General features: G+C 44.2%; 17 protein-coding genes. 12 read left to right on the forward strand and 5 right to left on the reverse strand.

Going from position 1 to position 15773, the window contains the following annotated elements; genetic code table 11:
• The first annotated feature begins 108 nt into the window (after positions 1-108).
• From K6Q96_RS21820 to K6Q96_RS21855, 8 genes are all read left to right on the forward strand, one after another.
• A complete protein-coding gene (locus K6Q96_RS21820; RefSeq protein ID WP_251880095.1) occupies positions 109-1563 on the forward strand; it encodes a serine/threonine protein kinase in 1455 nt (484 codons plus the stop codon).
• 124 nt (positions 1564-1687) lie between these two features.
• A complete protein-coding gene (locus tag K6Q96_RS21825) occupies positions 1688-2431 on the forward strand; it encodes a hypothetical protein (RefSeq protein ID WP_251880097.1) in 744 nt (247 codons plus the stop codon).
• A gap of 537 nt (positions 2432-2968) precedes the next feature.
• Positions 2969-3931, forward strand: coding sequence for a transposase (locus K6Q96_RS21830; protein ID WP_251880099.1), 963 nt, complete (start codon positions 2969-2971; stop codon positions 3929-3931).
• A 314-nt stretch (positions 3932-4245) separates the two neighbouring features.
• A complete protein-coding gene (locus K6Q96_RS21835) occupies positions 4246-4446 on the forward strand; it encodes a hypothetical protein (RefSeq protein ID WP_251880101.1) in 201 nt (66 codons plus the stop codon).
• A 502-nt stretch (positions 4447-4948) separates the two neighbouring features.
• A complete protein-coding gene (locus K6Q96_RS21840) occupies positions 4949-5245 on the forward strand; it encodes a hypothetical protein (RefSeq protein WP_251880103.1) in 297 nt (98 codons plus the stop codon).
• 111 nt (positions 5246-5356) lie between these two features.
• Positions 5357-6277 carry a hypothetical protein gene (locus K6Q96_RS21845; protein WP_251880104.1) on the forward strand — a complete coding sequence of 307 codons (921 nt, stop codon included), beginning with the start codon at positions 5357-5359 and terminating at the stop codon, positions 6275-6277.
• Positions 6274-6891: a hypothetical protein gene (locus K6Q96_RS21850; protein ID WP_251880106.1), complete on the forward strand. Its 618-nt coding sequence runs from the start codon at positions 6274-6276 to the stop codon at positions 6889-6891. Before K6Q96_RS21845 ends, K6Q96_RS21850 begins: the two co-directional genes overlap by 4 nt.
• 355 nt (positions 6892-7246) lie before the next feature.
• Positions 7247-7738, forward strand: coding sequence for an ABZJ_00895 family protein (locus tag K6Q96_RS21855; protein WP_251880108.1), 492 nt, complete (start codon positions 7247-7249; stop codon positions 7736-7738).
• 117 nt (positions 7739-7855) lie between these two features.
• Here K6Q96_RS21855 and K6Q96_RS21860 read toward each other — a convergent pair whose 3' ends face one another.
• The 3 genes from K6Q96_RS21860 to K6Q96_RS21870 all read right to left on the reverse strand — a co-directional run bounded on the left by K6Q96_RS21860 (position 7856) and on the right by K6Q96_RS21870 (position 10236).
• Complete coding sequence (locus K6Q96_RS21860; RefSeq protein WP_251880110.1) at positions 7856-8608, reverse strand: hypothetical protein; 753 nt, start codon at positions 8606-8608, stop codon at positions 7856-7858.
• A gap of 31 nt (positions 8609-8639) precedes the next feature.
• Positions 8640-9089, reverse strand: a complete 450-nt coding sequence (locus K6Q96_RS21865) for a hypothetical protein (RefSeq protein WP_251880112.1) — start codon at positions 9087-9089, stop codon at positions 8640-8642.
• A gap of 94 nt (positions 9090-9183) precedes the next feature.
• Positions 9184-10236: a LacI family DNA-binding transcriptional regulator gene (locus tag K6Q96_RS21870; protein WP_251880114.1), complete on the reverse strand. Its 1053-nt coding sequence runs from the start codon at positions 10234-10236 to the stop codon at positions 9184-9186.
• A 291-nt stretch (positions 10237-10527) separates the two neighbouring features.
• Between K6Q96_RS21870 and K6Q96_RS21875 the strand changes: the two genes are divergently transcribed.
• From K6Q96_RS21875 to K6Q96_RS21885, 3 genes are all read left to right on the forward strand, one after another.
• Complete coding sequence (locus tag K6Q96_RS21875) at positions 10528-11769, forward strand: YbiU family protein (protein WP_251880116.1); 1242 nt, start codon at positions 10528-10530, stop codon at positions 11767-11769.
• 72 nt (positions 11770-11841) lie between these two features.
• Positions 11842-12138 carry a Dabb family protein gene (locus K6Q96_RS21880; protein ID WP_002538078.1) on the forward strand — a complete coding sequence of 99 codons (297 nt, stop codon included), beginning with the start codon at positions 11842-11844 and terminating at the stop codon, positions 12136-12138.
• 42 nt (positions 12139-12180) lie between these two features.
• Complete coding sequence (locus K6Q96_RS21885) at positions 12181-13005, forward strand: aldo/keto reductase (RefSeq protein WP_251880118.1); 825 nt, start codon at positions 12181-12183, stop codon at positions 13003-13005.
• A gap of 89 nt (positions 13006-13094) precedes the next feature.
• Here K6Q96_RS21885 and K6Q96_RS21890 read toward each other — a convergent pair whose 3' ends face one another.
• Positions 13095-13619 (reverse strand): cysteine hydrolase family protein, encoded by a 525-nt coding sequence (locus K6Q96_RS21890; protein WP_251880120.1) that lies wholly within the window; start codon positions 13617-13619, stop codon positions 13095-13097.
• A gap of 111 nt (positions 13620-13730) precedes the next feature.
• On the opposite strand from K6Q96_RS21890, the gene K6Q96_RS21895 reads away from it, so the two are divergent.
• On the forward strand, positions 13731-14684 hold the full coding sequence (locus tag K6Q96_RS21895) for a GlxA family transcriptional regulator (protein WP_251880122.1): 954 nt from the start codon (positions 13731-13733) through the stop codon (positions 14682-14684).
• Between the two features lie 120 nt (positions 14685-14804).
• Here K6Q96_RS21895 and K6Q96_RS21900 read toward each other — a convergent pair whose 3' ends face one another.
• Positions 14805-15764, reverse strand: a complete 960-nt coding sequence (locus K6Q96_RS21900) for an ethanolamine utilization protein EutC (RefSeq protein WP_251880124.1) — start codon at positions 15762-15764, stop codon at positions 14805-14807.
• Positions 15765-15773 lie beyond the last annotated feature (9 nt).

Here is a 15773-nt window from a genome sequence, read left to right on the forward strand (position 1 = left end):
TTTTCATTCCATCGTTGGGTTTCTTGTTTACGGTGGTATGGTTATGTTTCGTGGTAGCGTTGCTCACTACTTAACGCGGCGTTAGGCAGTAAAGGAGTATGCCAATCTATGGTGGCAAAACTGAAATTCAAGAAAAATCGAAATGTAGGGAATTGGAAACTCATTGAAAAGCTTGGTGCAGGTGGTAATGGTGATGTATGGAAGGTGAAAAATAAAGATGATGAGTATTTTGCTTTAAAAGCTTTAAAAAATATTGATGATGTAACATTTAAGAGATTTTCGATTGAAGAAGCCGTTCTCAGAAAGGTTGAAATTGAAGGTGTTATAAAGATATTAGATTCATTTATACCAGAAACTAAGGCTGGCGGAACCCCATGGTTTGTAATGCCTTTGGCAAAGCCTTTTGATAAATATATAGAAGATAAAACACCGCTTAATATTGCCAATGACTTCGTCACATTGGCGAGAAGTTTAAACGAGCTTCATGATCTAGATATAGCTCATAGAGACATTAAGCCAGAAAACTTACTTTTTCTAAATGAACGGCTAGTATTTACTGATTTTGGCTTAGTCAAATATCCTAAAAGAGAATCTATTACCCCTAAAAAAAGGGATGTAGGTGCAAAATTTACAATGGCACCAGAAATGCGACGCTATGCTTACGAAGCAGATGGTAAAAGTGCAGATGTATATTCTTTTGCTAAAACACTATGGATAGCTCTTTCTGGTGAAGAAAGAGGCTTTGATGGTCAGTACATAGCAAATAGTATTTTAGGTCTAAAGAACTATCATAGTGAATTATATTTAACTTCGTTAGATCAACTTCTTACTAAAGCGACAGACAATAACCCCGAAGCTCGCCCATCCATTTCTAGTTTTATTACAGATCTAGAAAAATGGATAGCGCTAAATAAAGACTTTGAAGAACGTAACCTAACAGAATGGTTTGAACTTCAAGAAAAGCTTTTCCCGCTAGGTACGCCAGAGCGTACAACTTGGACGGACACAAACTCTATTGTTCAAGTTATAAATGAATTGTCAAAAGCAAGATCTCTCAATCACATGTTTTTTCCAAATGGCGGTGGTCATACAATTATTGGTGCATCGATCGCTAAAGAAGAAGGATTCATAGCTCTTCATGTCAGTGAAAAAATGGTTGAACTTATAAATCCTAAAAAATTAACTTATGAATCATTTGGTGTAGACCCTTCATGGGATTATTTTAGGTTAGAGTCTAATGAAATTGATCCTACAGGGATTCCGAATACACTCGACTATAAAGGCATTTCTGAAGAATTAACAGAAGTTTACCCTGGAGTTTATAGTGATTACACAAGCTGGGAGTATCATGAATTCGAAGGAAATCCGTTACCGGATAGCGCTCGTCGCGCACAAAGATTTCTAAATGGATCTTTTGTCTTTTTCTGTACATCTTCAATATATAACCGTTTATCTGGAAAGTATGATGCATATAATGCTGGACATAATTCAATTTCAGAGGATGAGTTTAGAGCTTTCATAAAGCAAGGTGCTGAATATGTCGCTTCCCAAAAAACTGCCTAACAAGCTGTTAAACAAGGACAAAAAATAGTTGGTTTTTGCTCCTTCGTCGCTTATTTTAACCAACTATTTTATTGCCTGTTAACAGGGCGTTAAGTGCCTTGTCTAAAAATTTTCAGGAAGCAAAATGTTTAAAAGAATCTGGAGGCTGTTCTCTAGGAAGATAGATAGCAAGCCGGATATACCGCCAGTAGCTGGGTCTTATGTAGAACTACCGGGTTATCAACAGCCTTCCTTCGAAGACTTGAAAGTAGAGGCTTTGCTGTTCGAGAAGCGAATAAAGGACTATGCCCGATATTTGGGCGTAAATATGATTGGTGAAAACTCGAGGGCTAAAAAACTCCACAGAATCATAGAAGAGATGAAGCTAATAAATCCATACTCTAAGCATGACAAGGACAATGAAATATGGGAACGACGAATTGCTCAATTTCATAAACTTAGAAATTATAGAAACAACATTGTTCACGTTGACTGTGAAGGTTTACCAAGTGTTAAAGAGCTTTGGCTTGAGTTCAGAGATATAAACAGAACGTTCATCCCGTTCCGGTTCAATGAAGGATGCACTAAGTCTGTTTTTGAACCGCAACAATGGGATGGCGCAAGGTTATCGATTAAAATTAATGGTAATCAATATCATCTTAGCCTTTATGATATTGACAACTTATCAGTTCAGCTTCATCCAGCTAGCAGAGGTGCAGTATATTACAAAATGGGTAAGCAGGTTGTTGTCAAGAATACAGGATATGATTACCAATCTTTAACTGTATTTATTGAGGGCTATCCAGATTTTCATATTACAGAGGATGAAGCAGCAGTTTTGGATGACATACTGTCCTCTATTAAGTGTGAAATTGTATACGGCACTTAACAAAGCATTTAAAAGTGATTCGCAACGCTTGGCGTTTTCGCTTCGCTCAAGTATAGCTAAGCGTCGCTCACACCTTAATGCGGCTACATGGATTCCCCCGTTCGTCAAGCATCCGCTAGACTTTTCAAGATGGGTTTTGGACTGCCGCTCTACATTCGGCCTTTCACTGACTCACGTCATGGCCCTGATGACATTACGCGGTTGCAGTGCCTAATTCGTTAGAAGGCATCAACGTGCCCGCCGCATTAACAGGCTCTCTGCAAATGGTCTTAACCTATCCTCATCAGCTGCGTCTGCAATGACCCGGTTGGTGTGTTTCCCTACGCCGCTTCTTATTCAGGCGGCAGAGGATTAGCAGGACAGGCACTTTTAGAAAAGCAGAGGATTAGCAGGACAGGCACTTTTAGAAAAAGTTGAAATTATCAGTTTCATGCATGCTTGCATGTCGCCTCATACCTGTTCATTTATCCAGCAACAATGGGCCGACTAAGTTAGTGTAAGTGAATTCAATGACGACTACAGGTATTCGAATTCGCCATGACAACCGCTCGCGCCTCACTCATTAATGTTGATGCCACACCTTACTATCACTGCGTATCTCGCTGCGTTCGTCGCTCATTTCTTTGTGGCTTTGATAACGCACAGGGAAAATGCTTTGAACACCGCCGAGGATGGATAGAGAAACGCCTACTCTCATTGTCAAAGGCATTCTGTATCGATGTGTGTGCTTACGCCATTATGAGCAACCATTACCATGTCGTTCTCCATATCAACATAGAGAGTGCGAAGGTGTTATCACCATTCGAGGTGGCCGAGCGGTGGTTAGCGTTTCATCAAGGTCCTGTGCTAATACAACGCTTTATGTGTGGCGAAGAAATGTCTGAGGCAGAAAATGAACGGTGTCTGGCATTCATTGAAACATGGCGAGAACGTTTGACCTCCATCAGTTGGTTCATGCGCTTGCTAAATCAATATATTGCAGCAGAAGCAAACCGTGAAGACCAATGCACCGGTCACTTCTGGGAAGGGCGTTTTAAGAGTCAGGCATTGTTGGATGAAAAGGCGCTGGCTGCCGCGATGACCTATGTTGACCTCAACCCTATACGCGCAGATATCGCCGATTCGCCTGAGTCCTCTGAGTACACGTCGGTCAAAGCCCGAATTGAAGCACTGAGAAATGACCAGGTTAATGCTGAAGACTTACATGTTTTCGCGGGATATCTGCGTAAAGACCAGCCAGAAGGTATTCCCTTTCTGTTATTGGACTATCTGGAATTGGTTGACTGGACGGGCAGGCAAGTGCGTGATGATAAGCGTGGGCAGATAGATGCTAAATTACCACCGTTACTGGAACGCCTTGATATTGAACCCTCACTTTGGCTGAGAACAACCTCAAACATCGAAGCTGGCAATATGGTGGGGACAGAAAACGCCATCAAAGCAGCATTACCGCTTCTTCAGCGCCAGAGAGTCTCAGGAATACGTTTACCTGACAGCTAATCGTCCTCTCTCTATTCTGTCCTTAAATAATCAGGTCTTTACCTGATGTTTTTGTTGTCTGCAATTTAGATAAATCAAGCCGGAAGTTGATTAGGCGGCAATGCCAATGTGGAACTCCTCCAAATAGTTACCCAAGTATGCGGTTTACTCAATAAGGGAAATACTATCTACCCTATTTCTCTTGTTTTGTCTGTCCCGCTAAAACAAGAGTCAAAGAGGTCTCCCTGCTGGATAACCTGCTCTATATCTTCTTCTGGATTTGGATCTTCTCCGGCGGCGTCTGGCTCGCCTACTCCCAGTTTCAGAACAAAGGTGTGCTGGGTCTCGCGCTGGTTTTAACTGGCTTAGGCGCATTTTCCATCTTCAAACGCGCCAAGTATTCGCTGCAACTTGAAATCAACCATGCCGACACCACGGGTGTGCAATGGGTGAATGTAAAGAAGACCAATAGTGAAGCTGACAGGTTGGTGTTGGAGAAGCAGGTGTTGGTATTAAAAGGGTTAAAGTCGGGTTAATTGACCCCCTATATTAATCTCAAAATAAAACCTTACATTTTTATTGATGAACAACTCACCAAACGAGCTAGTGTGCGAGCGAAATCATGTATGCATATCAGTGCTCAATGGTATATTTACGCCAGAAATTGCAGACAGTAGATGGTGTGTTACGTACCGAAAAGTAAGGGCGTTAGCGTGGAGAGATAATGCTTCAAAGTCGATTAGCATTTCGAATAAATTAGCACTTGAATCGTCGAACAATGTCTAATTATTCTTTTGCATTTCCTATGAATAGAAATACAGCAACATCTTTAGTAGAAAAGTGCATCCTTAGATTGCGGATCACCCAATTTCTCACTTTCATGTCACAAAGGAAAATGTTAATTCGCTGACTTTAAAACGCTATTTTCTGAACTTGTCCAAGTGTACATGGGCTAATCGAGCGTCTCGGTTTTGGACTAAAGGGGCTTTATGCTCACTAATAAGTTGTTATTTTTTAGAACCAGTCAGGAGAGTTTAAATGGGTTTTAATGACCACATGGAAGAAGATGATGGCTACAAGGATTTCTTGCAAAGCTTGATAAGCAATGGCCACCTCGAAGGTGCTGCCGAAGGTATAACCAAAAAGGTTATTGCTGAAGGTGTTGATTCCTTATCATCCAAGCAAAAATGGTTGTTTGATAAGAATGTCGAGAACTATATCACTTCAGAATGTAAACGAGCTGGCTGTGACATACCATGGAGCGAAATGTATGAAGCTCACGATAATGGTGGTATCTGCAGTTGGTGTGCCCACATGAACGCTAAGGACGATTAAAAACTGACAAGTTACTCAAAAGGACGCAAAGCACGTGGCTTTGCTCCTTCGTCGCTGAGTTTAGCCAAGCATTTTCCGCCTTTTAGTAAGGCGTTAGGTTTTGGAGAAAAAATGGACAATATTTTAAGCAAAAAACACTACAGGCGCTCTTTTTTCACTGTGGTGATTTTAGTCTTAGTGATAGCCTTTATTCTTAGGTTTATCGGCGTACCGCACTTTTATCCAAGTGCAAAAGTTGACCTGACAAAATTTTTAGTATCTATTTTGGATACTTTAACGGTTTCACTATTAATTACAGTCTTCATTGGTAGCTTTGTTTTCTGGCTTACGCCAGAAATTATAAAAAAATCGACAATGGACATAATTGAACCTAAAGAAATCAATCCTCTATTTAAGAAGGCTGCAGCGGACACAAAGACTTGGATAATTAAAGGTGCATGTGGAAGATATACGAGGGCAGTTACTATACCTTCATTAGCACAATCTGCAAAGCATGAAGGTATAGGTCGAGATATCCGAATTATTATGTTGGACCCGGCTAAAATTGATACTTGTGAAGAGTACGCAAACTATAGGCGCAGTCTGAAGTCTGCTTCTACTAGGGGACCTTGGACCAAAGAAAAAGTGCAGGAAGAGGTTATTGCTACTGTTTTAACTGCATTGCAGTTCAAATATAAAGAGCCATTACTAACAATAAACATTCATCTAGCATCTACGTTCTCAGCGTTTAGGCTTGATATATCAGATTCATATGTAATCGTCACGAAGGAGGATAAGGAAGCTGCAGGCTTACGCGCAGATGCGGGTACTTATTTTTATAATTCATATAAAGATGAGACTCGTTTAGTTGAACGACAGTCTAAGAAAGTTCAATTTGATCGACCTGTTGAGGTTAGCAGAAAAACTTCAGAAGAAGATCTTAAGAGGTTAATTATTGATGTGGGTTTATTATGCGAAAAAGAAGTTGAATTAGTAAGTTTAGAGAACATTTTAAACTTTATAAATGACCCGAGAGAACCATATAGCAAATGAAAAAATACTTTGGGCGCATATCGTCAGTAGTTTCTGCCTGTAATCGTGGGAAAATTAACGCAAAGCAACTTTGTGAGTTTGCTGTTAATGAAGGTATAAGCTTTACTTGGCATCCTTTAGGTTTCATGATGGCGACATTGTTAGATGAAGGCAGGGAAAAGATCAGACTGCATCTGTGGACAAATACTTTTGACAAGGCGCAAAAGCCCACATGGTTGATACATGACCACAAGTTTGATTTAACTAGTTGGGTGCTCAGTGGGTCAATTAAGAATATTGAGTACAAAGATCTAGCGTTACCAGAAACTCATCAGCTTTATAGCGTAAGTTATAGTTCCACAGGTTCAGTGCTTACGAAGCTAGATAAAGTGTATAGTTTAGCTGTAGATAAGACACAAGAAGTAAATGAAGGGGAAGCATATAGAATTAGTGCTGGAACTTTCCATCAATCACTATCACTCAGTTCCAAAACTACCGTTACGATATGCCATACAACCGACAAAAAGAATACCCCTCCTTTAGTTATTGGTGACATAGATGGTATGGAGCAATATTATTACCAAAGATCTCCAGTCCTTGCTGATGAATTGCAGTTGGTAATAGAACAAATCTAACAAACTGTTCGAGAGTGATTCTGGACCTTCCCCGATTTAGTGGACACGCACTTCAGTCCAAACGGGTTTCAATACCAGCTTACTTAGTTGTTTGAACAGGCATCTATAAGCTCTCCAGATTAATCAAGCAGCCATACCAAATGGCTGCTAGTCCCCTTCCTCTCAACTAAAGTACCCTCTCACCATTTAGCGTTTTCTCAAAAGTAGTTTTTTGAAACCCTCCACAATATCGACGCCTCTCGCAAAGCGAATCAATGTCTCCGTTCATCCCATCTTTGCTTTCCCAACCAATCATCAAAGATGATTTAATAGCCATGTTTGTGAAAAAACGGATTTTTTACTTAAACAAGGATGAATGATGACCACTGAACAGCAAACCGACATGCCGCTCGCTGATGTCAAAGAACCCAAGATTTGGCATGTTGCCCTTTTATTGAGCCTTTTAACGATACTCGTCGAGGTGATTTTTTACGCGTTGGAATCTTATTTCGGCCCTACAGAGTCGAGCTCTTCTTTTCTTTCCACTGCCCTTCCCTGTGTTGTCGCAGGCATGTATTTCGGCCAGAAAACAGAACGTTTGATGTCGCGTCAAAGCCGTTTGCTGTCGATTCTTTTGTGGGGGGGCATTGAGCTCATTGTTGCTGCTGGCATCATGCGCTATTTCGGCTTAACGTTGGCTGAAGTTACTGCTGAGTTTGGTGCGGTGTTCTGGTGGATTGTGGCCATCTTGATGCCGCTGACTTTTATCATTAGCTACTTCGTGTTCAAGTGGGGCGAGAAAATGGGGATTAAGAACGCCGTGAAAGCCCGTGAAAAGCAGTTAGCGAAGCAACAGAAATCCGAATAGCCCTCTCTTCTTTTTTCTCTTCAAGCAGGCATCAGCATTTAGGTGCCTGCTTTCCCTTGAATATGTTGGCAGGACAGGCACTTTTGGCGATTTATCAAGCAGCCATACCAATGGCTGCTACTCCCCTTCCCCCTCACTCAACGGAAAAATCTTCTCACCATTCAGAGTGATTTCAAAAGATACCACCTCCCAGCCTTCTTCTACGTCCACCTCAATCGGGATCCCATTGCCAACGCCGACATAGGATATGTAAGACAAATCGAATTCTCTTCCACTTTCAAAAGAGCCTTCAAACCTTGTCTTTCTTTTACACGCTGGAAAGATGTGGCCATTGAAATCCAGCTCTTCAATACCTAAGAACGTCACCGTCGTTTCTATCTCTACTTTTGGTTGCTCCACGCCATCAATAAAGCGCTTGAAGATGTTCTCTGATTCGTATTTCTCCCCTTTAAACAACTCATCTTTGCCTTGAACTCCTGAAGGGAAGTAATACCAATCTTCATTTTCTTCAATCGCTCCGTAAAACACATCTTTAGTAGAGAAAGAGATTTCTTCAGGCTTATCTGGGGTTAGGGTATAGAAGTGTCCATCTTTGTGTTTTTTGCGTTTATAGGTGAAGACTTGAGTCGCTTTCACACCAGGCATTCTGGGGACTGATACTTCACCCCCATTCACGACTTTTTCACCCGCGCCATAGGAATAGTTGTGCGAGTCTTTCAATCGGTAGATGTAGTCCACCGTGTATTCTGCTCCCTCTATGTCCAGCGCTTCGTTAAAGCAAAGAGCGGAGCTCACACTGCGGTCTATTTCTTCACACCCTGTCAGGAACAGGACAAAAAAGGTAAAAAGGCCGTACTTGGCAAACGTCATACACAATCCTGTTTTTATCCATCACCAAAGGTCAACAGCCCCTAGAAACTTTAGATTCTTGCTCTGGCTGCTTCTCGCTCGCTTTTTGGTTGTCACGCGGCTCATTTTTCAAGAAAGCAAAGGTCAATGCGATCATGCCTATCGCCAGTGCGTTGATGGAAAAACCGACCCTATCCGCTGCGGGAGAGTCGATCACGCCATCCCATATGGAGACGTAAATCGAAATGCCTGTTTTAAAGTAGAAGTCTGGGTAGTCAGGGAGAAGTGTCACCGACTGCATCAAATAGAAGATGATGAGCATCCATTTACCGACTTTGTTGTTCAGTAAAACAAAAAGGCAGGTAACGTAACCAAATAGCAGGTAGGCAACGTAATCGGCTCGATAAGCGAAATACTCGTCGTAGATGACATATTCATTGAATGACGCCATCAGGAGCAATATCAGGGTAATCGCGACAAGGAGTATCTTTGATTTGTTCATAGTAGGTACTGCATTAACGAACAACTCATTCGATATTATCACCGCCGATCATGCCCTCCCCCGCTCAAAAATGGGAAAGCCAATAATGGCGACTTTATATGTCGTTTAAATCAGGCGTCGAATCGCGCACCACTAACTCTACGCCAATGAGTACCTTGTGATTGCTTTGAAACGCTTCTCCGTCTGATTCCAGACTGATTCCCAACAGGCGGCATGCCTCATGCGCCAGAGATTCAGCACTCACCCTCACTGTTGTTAGCGAGGGAGCAAGCAAGCGACTGTCATCCAAATCATCAAAGCCCACCACCGCAATGTCTTGACCAGGCAGCAGGTTTCTCTCGCGAAGCGCACCATAGACGCCATAAGCGACCACGTCGGTGAAACACACCATCGCAGTGATTGAGTCGTCTTTATCGAGTAATTGGTGGGTGAATTCTTTACCACCCAAGCGTTTGGTAGACCCTGGCAAAATGTCACCGTCTTTGATGGCGACGTTTTCTTCTGCCATGGCATCAATAAAACCCTGTCGGCGTTCTCGGTAGTCAGAGATGCTTTCAACACCGCCCACAAAGGCGATGCGTCGGTGACCCAGCGCAAGAAGGTGTTTTGTCGCCATGTAGCAGCCCTGCCTGTTATCAGGCATGACAGTGGGTGCGCCTCCCCCGTTGATTTGCCGCATCATGGTGACGATCGCACTGCCATTCGATGCAAGAGATTGCATCCATTCCGCTGAGGTATCGGGAGCCGGGACAATCAAATAACCACAAACATTGTATTCTTTGAGCGAGGCTACGATAGATTGCTGACGCGATAAGCTTTCATTGATGTTCACTATGATGGGTGTCAGGCCTAACTCATCAAGACGTGCCTCAAGCGCAATGATCACTTGCGCCAAATAAGGGTTGGCTAAGTCATTGGCAATGATGGCAACCAGTGTGGACGTTTTACTCCTTAAACCCGCAGCTTCACGATTGTATACGTAACCGATCTCATCCATCGCCTCTCTGACACGAACGCGGGTTGCCTCAGCCACGCCTTTCGCATTTCGAATGACCAGTGACACTGACGATTTAGAGACACCAGCCCGCTTTGCAACATCGATCACTGTCGGCTTCTTGCTTCTTGCGTTCTCTTTTTTAACCAACATTTTCTCCTGACTGGTATATCCAAACAACCTAAAGATGATTGTATTCAGAGGTGATATCCATTTGATGACATTAAGGATATCTGAACGATGGATAGTTGCAGACTCTCAATTTCAATACTCTCTCTTCACTTAAATATACACAAATAACTGGAACGTTCCAGTTAGCTGTGTATATTAATAACAAATCGCTCAATAAATGCTCAGCAAGAGATGACGCGCTGACATGCCGATCAATACTGTCCTCGGTGAATACTGAAGAAAGGACGCGATGCCAAATGAAGGAGAGCAACCATGGCTTTATCCAAAGACAACTTGCCACAGCAAATCAGGAATTTAAAAGCAACGCTGCGCCAGCAAATCCCTGATTACAAGGAAAGGTTCAAAGAGATTCAGCAAGCAGTGCGTGAGGATGTTAAGCGCATCAAGTCACTTGAAACGACAGGCAGTGCCATTCCGGTTTATGAGTTTTCCCAAGTACAGGCGCAGGGCCAATTTAGTACCCAACAGCGCAATGCCATTCATCAGGCGGGCTGCTGTATCATTCGAAATACGCTGCCTACTGAAGACGTTCAGCAAAAGAATGATGAGCTGTCGGACTACATTGTTGGCAACGGTTATTACGAGCAAACCACGGATGTTGAGGACAATTACTTCAGTCAGCTGAAATCTGACAAACCGCAAATCTTCGGTATCTATTGGTCAAAGCCTCAGATCTGGGCGCGACAACATCCGAATATGGCTGCTGCTCGACAATACCTTAATGCACTTTGGGTATGGCAGGAAAACGGTGAAACCTACTTTGACCCCACAAAAGACGTCACGTATGCAGACCGCGTTCGCCGCCGTGAACCTGGCGATACCACGCTGGGTCTCTCTCCGCATGTGGACGCTGGGTCTGTCGAACGTTGGCTTGACCCAAGCTACCGAAAGGTATTTGAGAAAATATTCGGTGGCGACTGGCGTTCACATAATGCCTTTCATGGTGCACACCGCATCAACGTAGAAGAGTTTCCCTCCCCTGCAGTTTGCAGTGTGTTTCGTTCCTTCCAAGGGTGGCTGGCACTGACGTCACAAGGCCAGGGTGATGGCACCTTAAAAGTCGTGCCTTCTATACTCACCATGCCTTATATCCTGCTGAGAGCGCTTCAAGATGATGTGCCTGAAGATGACTTATGTGGTGCAGAGCCATGTCGGGCGCTCACCGTTTCAGAGCAATGGCATAGCGATCTGTTAGAAGGCTTAGTGTCAATTCCAAAAGTCAATCCTGGTGACACGGTATGGTGGCATCCGGACACCATTCATGCGGTAGAAGATCAGCACACGGGCGATGGGTACAGCAATGTTCTTTTCATTGGTGCCGCGCCTTCATGTCAGAAGAACATCGACTACTCGCTAAAACAAAAGGCCGCTTTTCTGAAGGGAGAAAGTAGCCCTGATTTCGCCGCTGAAAACTATGAGGTGAATTACAAGGACCGAGCCACAGAGACTGACCTCTCTGCGTTGGGTAGACAGCAAATGGGCTTTGACGTCTAACGCCATTCCGCGCGGCGTTTGAATAATCACAGAATACAACATGGAAGACCGGCAAAAGGGAGTCACACAACAATGATCAGACATATCTTGCTCATCAAATTTATAGAGAGCGCTACCGAAGACCAAATCAACCATATCAAAGCACTCTTTCTGGATGTCCCTAAAAAAATCGACGGGGTTGTTTCCGTCGAGTGGGGAGAAAACGACAGCGACGAGAACCTCAACAAAGGGTGTACCCATGCGGTACTGATGACGTTTGCAAACCAAGCAGGCCGAGAGCAGTACCTCCCCCACCCGGAGCATGACAAACTCAAACTTGATTTCGTGCCACTCATTGAGGACATCACGGTCTTTGATTACAGCCTGTGATTGTCGATGTCAGGGACACAATTCTAGATAAGGAGCATCACGATGAATGTGTGCTTTCAAGGCGTTAATCAACGGGTTTTCGGAACCTATCCTCTCAATGGCGACACTCTGACAACGGCGGTTCATCATGCCTTTGAGGCAGGTTACCGCGCGTTCGACACGGCACAAATGTACGGGAACGAGGCGAGCTTAGGCGAAGCATTGTCTAAATTGCCCGTAAAAAGGGAGGCGCTGTGCATTACCACAAAAGTGCACCCTGACAACTTCCATGACCGCCACTTTATACTGTCGGTGAAAGACAGTCTCAAGGCTCTGAAATTACAATATGTTGATGTTCTCATGTTGCACTGGCCGCCTGCAGATGGCGATATTGGCCCATCACTGTGGATGCTGGAACAAGCGCATAGATTGGGGTTAGCGAAGCATATTGCGGTGTCTAATTACAACGCTCGCATGATGAGAGAAGTGCGAAAGACCATTGAAACGCCGGTCGTGACCAATCAAGTCGAGTTCCATCCTCTATTGAACCAAGAACAGCTACTACTGACGGCCACTGAGACCTCGATTCCCCTTTCTTCCTATTGCTCAGTCGCAAGGGGGGAGATTTTTAAACATCCCCTCTTTGCGGATATCGCACAATGCTACCAAAAGACCAGCGCACAAATCGCATTGCGCTGGGCGCTTCAGAAAGGGGTAGCGATTACCACCATGTCTACAAAACAGGAAAACATTCGCGCTAACTTCGATGTTATGGACTTCACCTTATCAAGCATTGAAATGGCGAAAATTGATGCATTAACCGATACCAATATGCGCATAGTGACGAAAGAGCTCTCGCCCTGGGCTCCCGATTGGCAAGAGACTTAATGGCTCTCGCGATAAAGCCAGTTCCTCTGAACTGGCTTTGACGATCACCGGGCGATTCTAACCTTGGTTAAACAGGTTAACGCTATCTGTTATGCGAAGGCTTTTTGAATGTTTAGCATCTCGATACCACGTACTTGCATAGAGTCGACTGCTAGTGCATGGGCGATAGAGTCAATGGTGCAACAGCACTCTTCAATGACTTTCGGGTTGTATTTTTCCGCCGCTGGAGAGAGCGCTGTATGGTTGACACAATTGTGGGTCATCATGCCTGTAATCAGGATCTCTTCCACGCCCATCGATTGTAACAAGTCTTCAAGATTGGTGTTCTCAAAGCAATCTGCATGGCGCTTGGTGACGACTGGAGCGTCAGGGGCTGCCGCCATCACATCCTTATGGATTTTGACGCCTTCTGAGCCTTCATAAAAAAACAGTCCCTCACCCAGCTCCGGTGAAACCAAATGTTGAATGTGGATGATCGGAATGTTCTTGTCTTTCGCCCTAGCCATAGCTTCTAACGTTTTCTGTGTAGTCTCTTTAGGCTGGTAAAGCGGATATTTGCCATCTTCGAAATAATCATTTTGGATGTCGATAACAATCAAGGCTTGCTTAGTCATTTTGATTTCCTCAGTTCTCTCGTTGGGATGTGTAAATTATGTGCATGTTGAGTTCCTATAACGAGAGTCTAAAATGACACTTTAAAAGGCATTTGCGACAACACCTATCCCATGAAAAACATTAAAATTGCCATTGTTAATTACCCAACAGCCAGTCAAACCGCAGTTCATGGCTTAGTTGAAGCCATGACAATCGCTAATACGCTTTGTGAGCAGCTAAACGCTTCGGTCAGGTTTGATGCGAGCATCAATGTGTTGGAACATCTTGATACGCAACAGAGCGTAAGGGTCGTGGTGTTACCTCCTTGCATCAACGATGACTTTTACATGCAGGAAAACCCGCTCTTATATCAATATCTTTCGAGCATGCAGCAACAAGGAGCTCTACTTGCTTCCGCTTGTGCTGGCGCGTTTATTCTAGCGAAGGGAGGATTTCTGGATAACAAGTTCTGCACCACACACTGGCGATTAGCCGATTCGTTTCGTTCTGCTTTCCCTGAACTGAAACTCAACGAGAATGCGATCATCGTGAATGAAGGCGATGTGATTACCGCCGGAGGTCTGATGGCATGGCTTGATCTACTTTTTGAAATTGTCTCGCTGTACTCTTCACCAACCATTGCTCAGCAGTTGTCGAAAGAAATGGTGGTTGATAACGGATTTCGCGAACAGCGCTTCTACCGCCAATTTGTCCCAAATCGAGACCATGGCGATGAACTTGCTCTAAAAGCACAGGACTATTTGGATGCGAATTACGCTGAGCCCATTTCGGTAAAAGCCATCGCAGAGCATTTTTTCGTGAGCCAGCGAACGCTTCAGAGGCGCTTTTTGGCTGCTGTCGGACATACCATCATCCAATACTTGCAGAAATTACGCCTTCACCATGCCTGCCAATTAATTGAGCTAACAGGGAAAGGGATTACCGAGATTTCTTATGAAGTGGGATATCAAGATATCAGTGCTTTTCGGAAGGTGTTCTTGCGTGAATTTGGCCTGACACCGACCGAGTTTAGAAAACGTTTTAGTACTAACAGAGTCGCTGCAGAAAATGAGTCCGCATTCTAATTCTGTTGTCCGTTGGCTTCACTCTCTGTTGGCAAAACGCGAAGTACCGATTCACCAAGGTGAGAGACGAAGCCAAGCGTAAGGATGTTTTCAGCAATGGAGAATCTTCAGCCACGCCTGTTAAGCCAATGCCGATTCGGAGACTCTTGCCAGACAATATTCCGAGATCGCTAAGTCTAATTTGGCGACACCGGTTAAATCGCAGATTGTCAGTCCCTTTACCGCACCACGGCCAACCTTTTCCAGTGAAATAGGCTTGATGACCTCATCTATCTCCTGTTCTGATATGCCTTTTAGCTCACCCAAAGTCAAAGACTGACTGATGTCATCGCATATCCAACGATCACTTTCCAACACTAAGGCCTCTTCAAGTTCTCGTTTTTCCTTACTGTCAGACCCCATGGCGATAATCAGTCGATCGCGCTGTTTACCTTCCCCGAGAACAACCTTTCTGTGGAGGACCGGCGTGCGACTGGTCGTTGCAGTGATCACCAAATCTGCTTCTGCTAATGCAGCGCTTTCATCGCCGTAACACTGGATGTCTATGTGGTGAGTTTCGTTTGCCCAGTCAGCAAAACCTTTGAGACCTGCTGCACTTCTGCCAAAACATCGAATTTCACTCGGGCGTCTCACCAGTAGCAAGGCAGAAAGCTGCATTCTCGCCTGCCTTCCAGTACCCACAATCACTGCGACATCGATGTTTTCCGGTGCCAGTAGATCAACGGCATACCCACCCGCAGCCGCAGTGCGAATTTGAGTAAGATACCCATTATCAGCAAGCACAGCATGTAACTGGCCTGACTTCGAATGATATAGCGCATTCATGCCATGAGTTTGGGAGACACCGCCTCCGTCTAGCCGATAATTTCCTGCCATTTTGACAACGAAATGGGTTTGATCCGCCGAGTAAAACGATTTGACACATAGCAGCCCATTTAATGGCTCCAGCATCATCTGTTGGACCGGAGGCTGACAGGAAAAACTGGCCTCCCCCGACTGAAAAGCCGCCCCCATTTCATAGACGACTGCACTCGTCAGAACAACGGCATCACGGATTTCTGGTTCATTCAATACAACCATATTTCTGTC

The organism is Grimontia kaedaensis, assembly GCF_023746615.1.
Taxonomy (GTDB): domain Bacteria; phylum Pseudomonadota; class Gammaproteobacteria; order Enterobacterales; family Vibrionaceae; genus Enterovibrio; species Enterovibrio kaedaensis.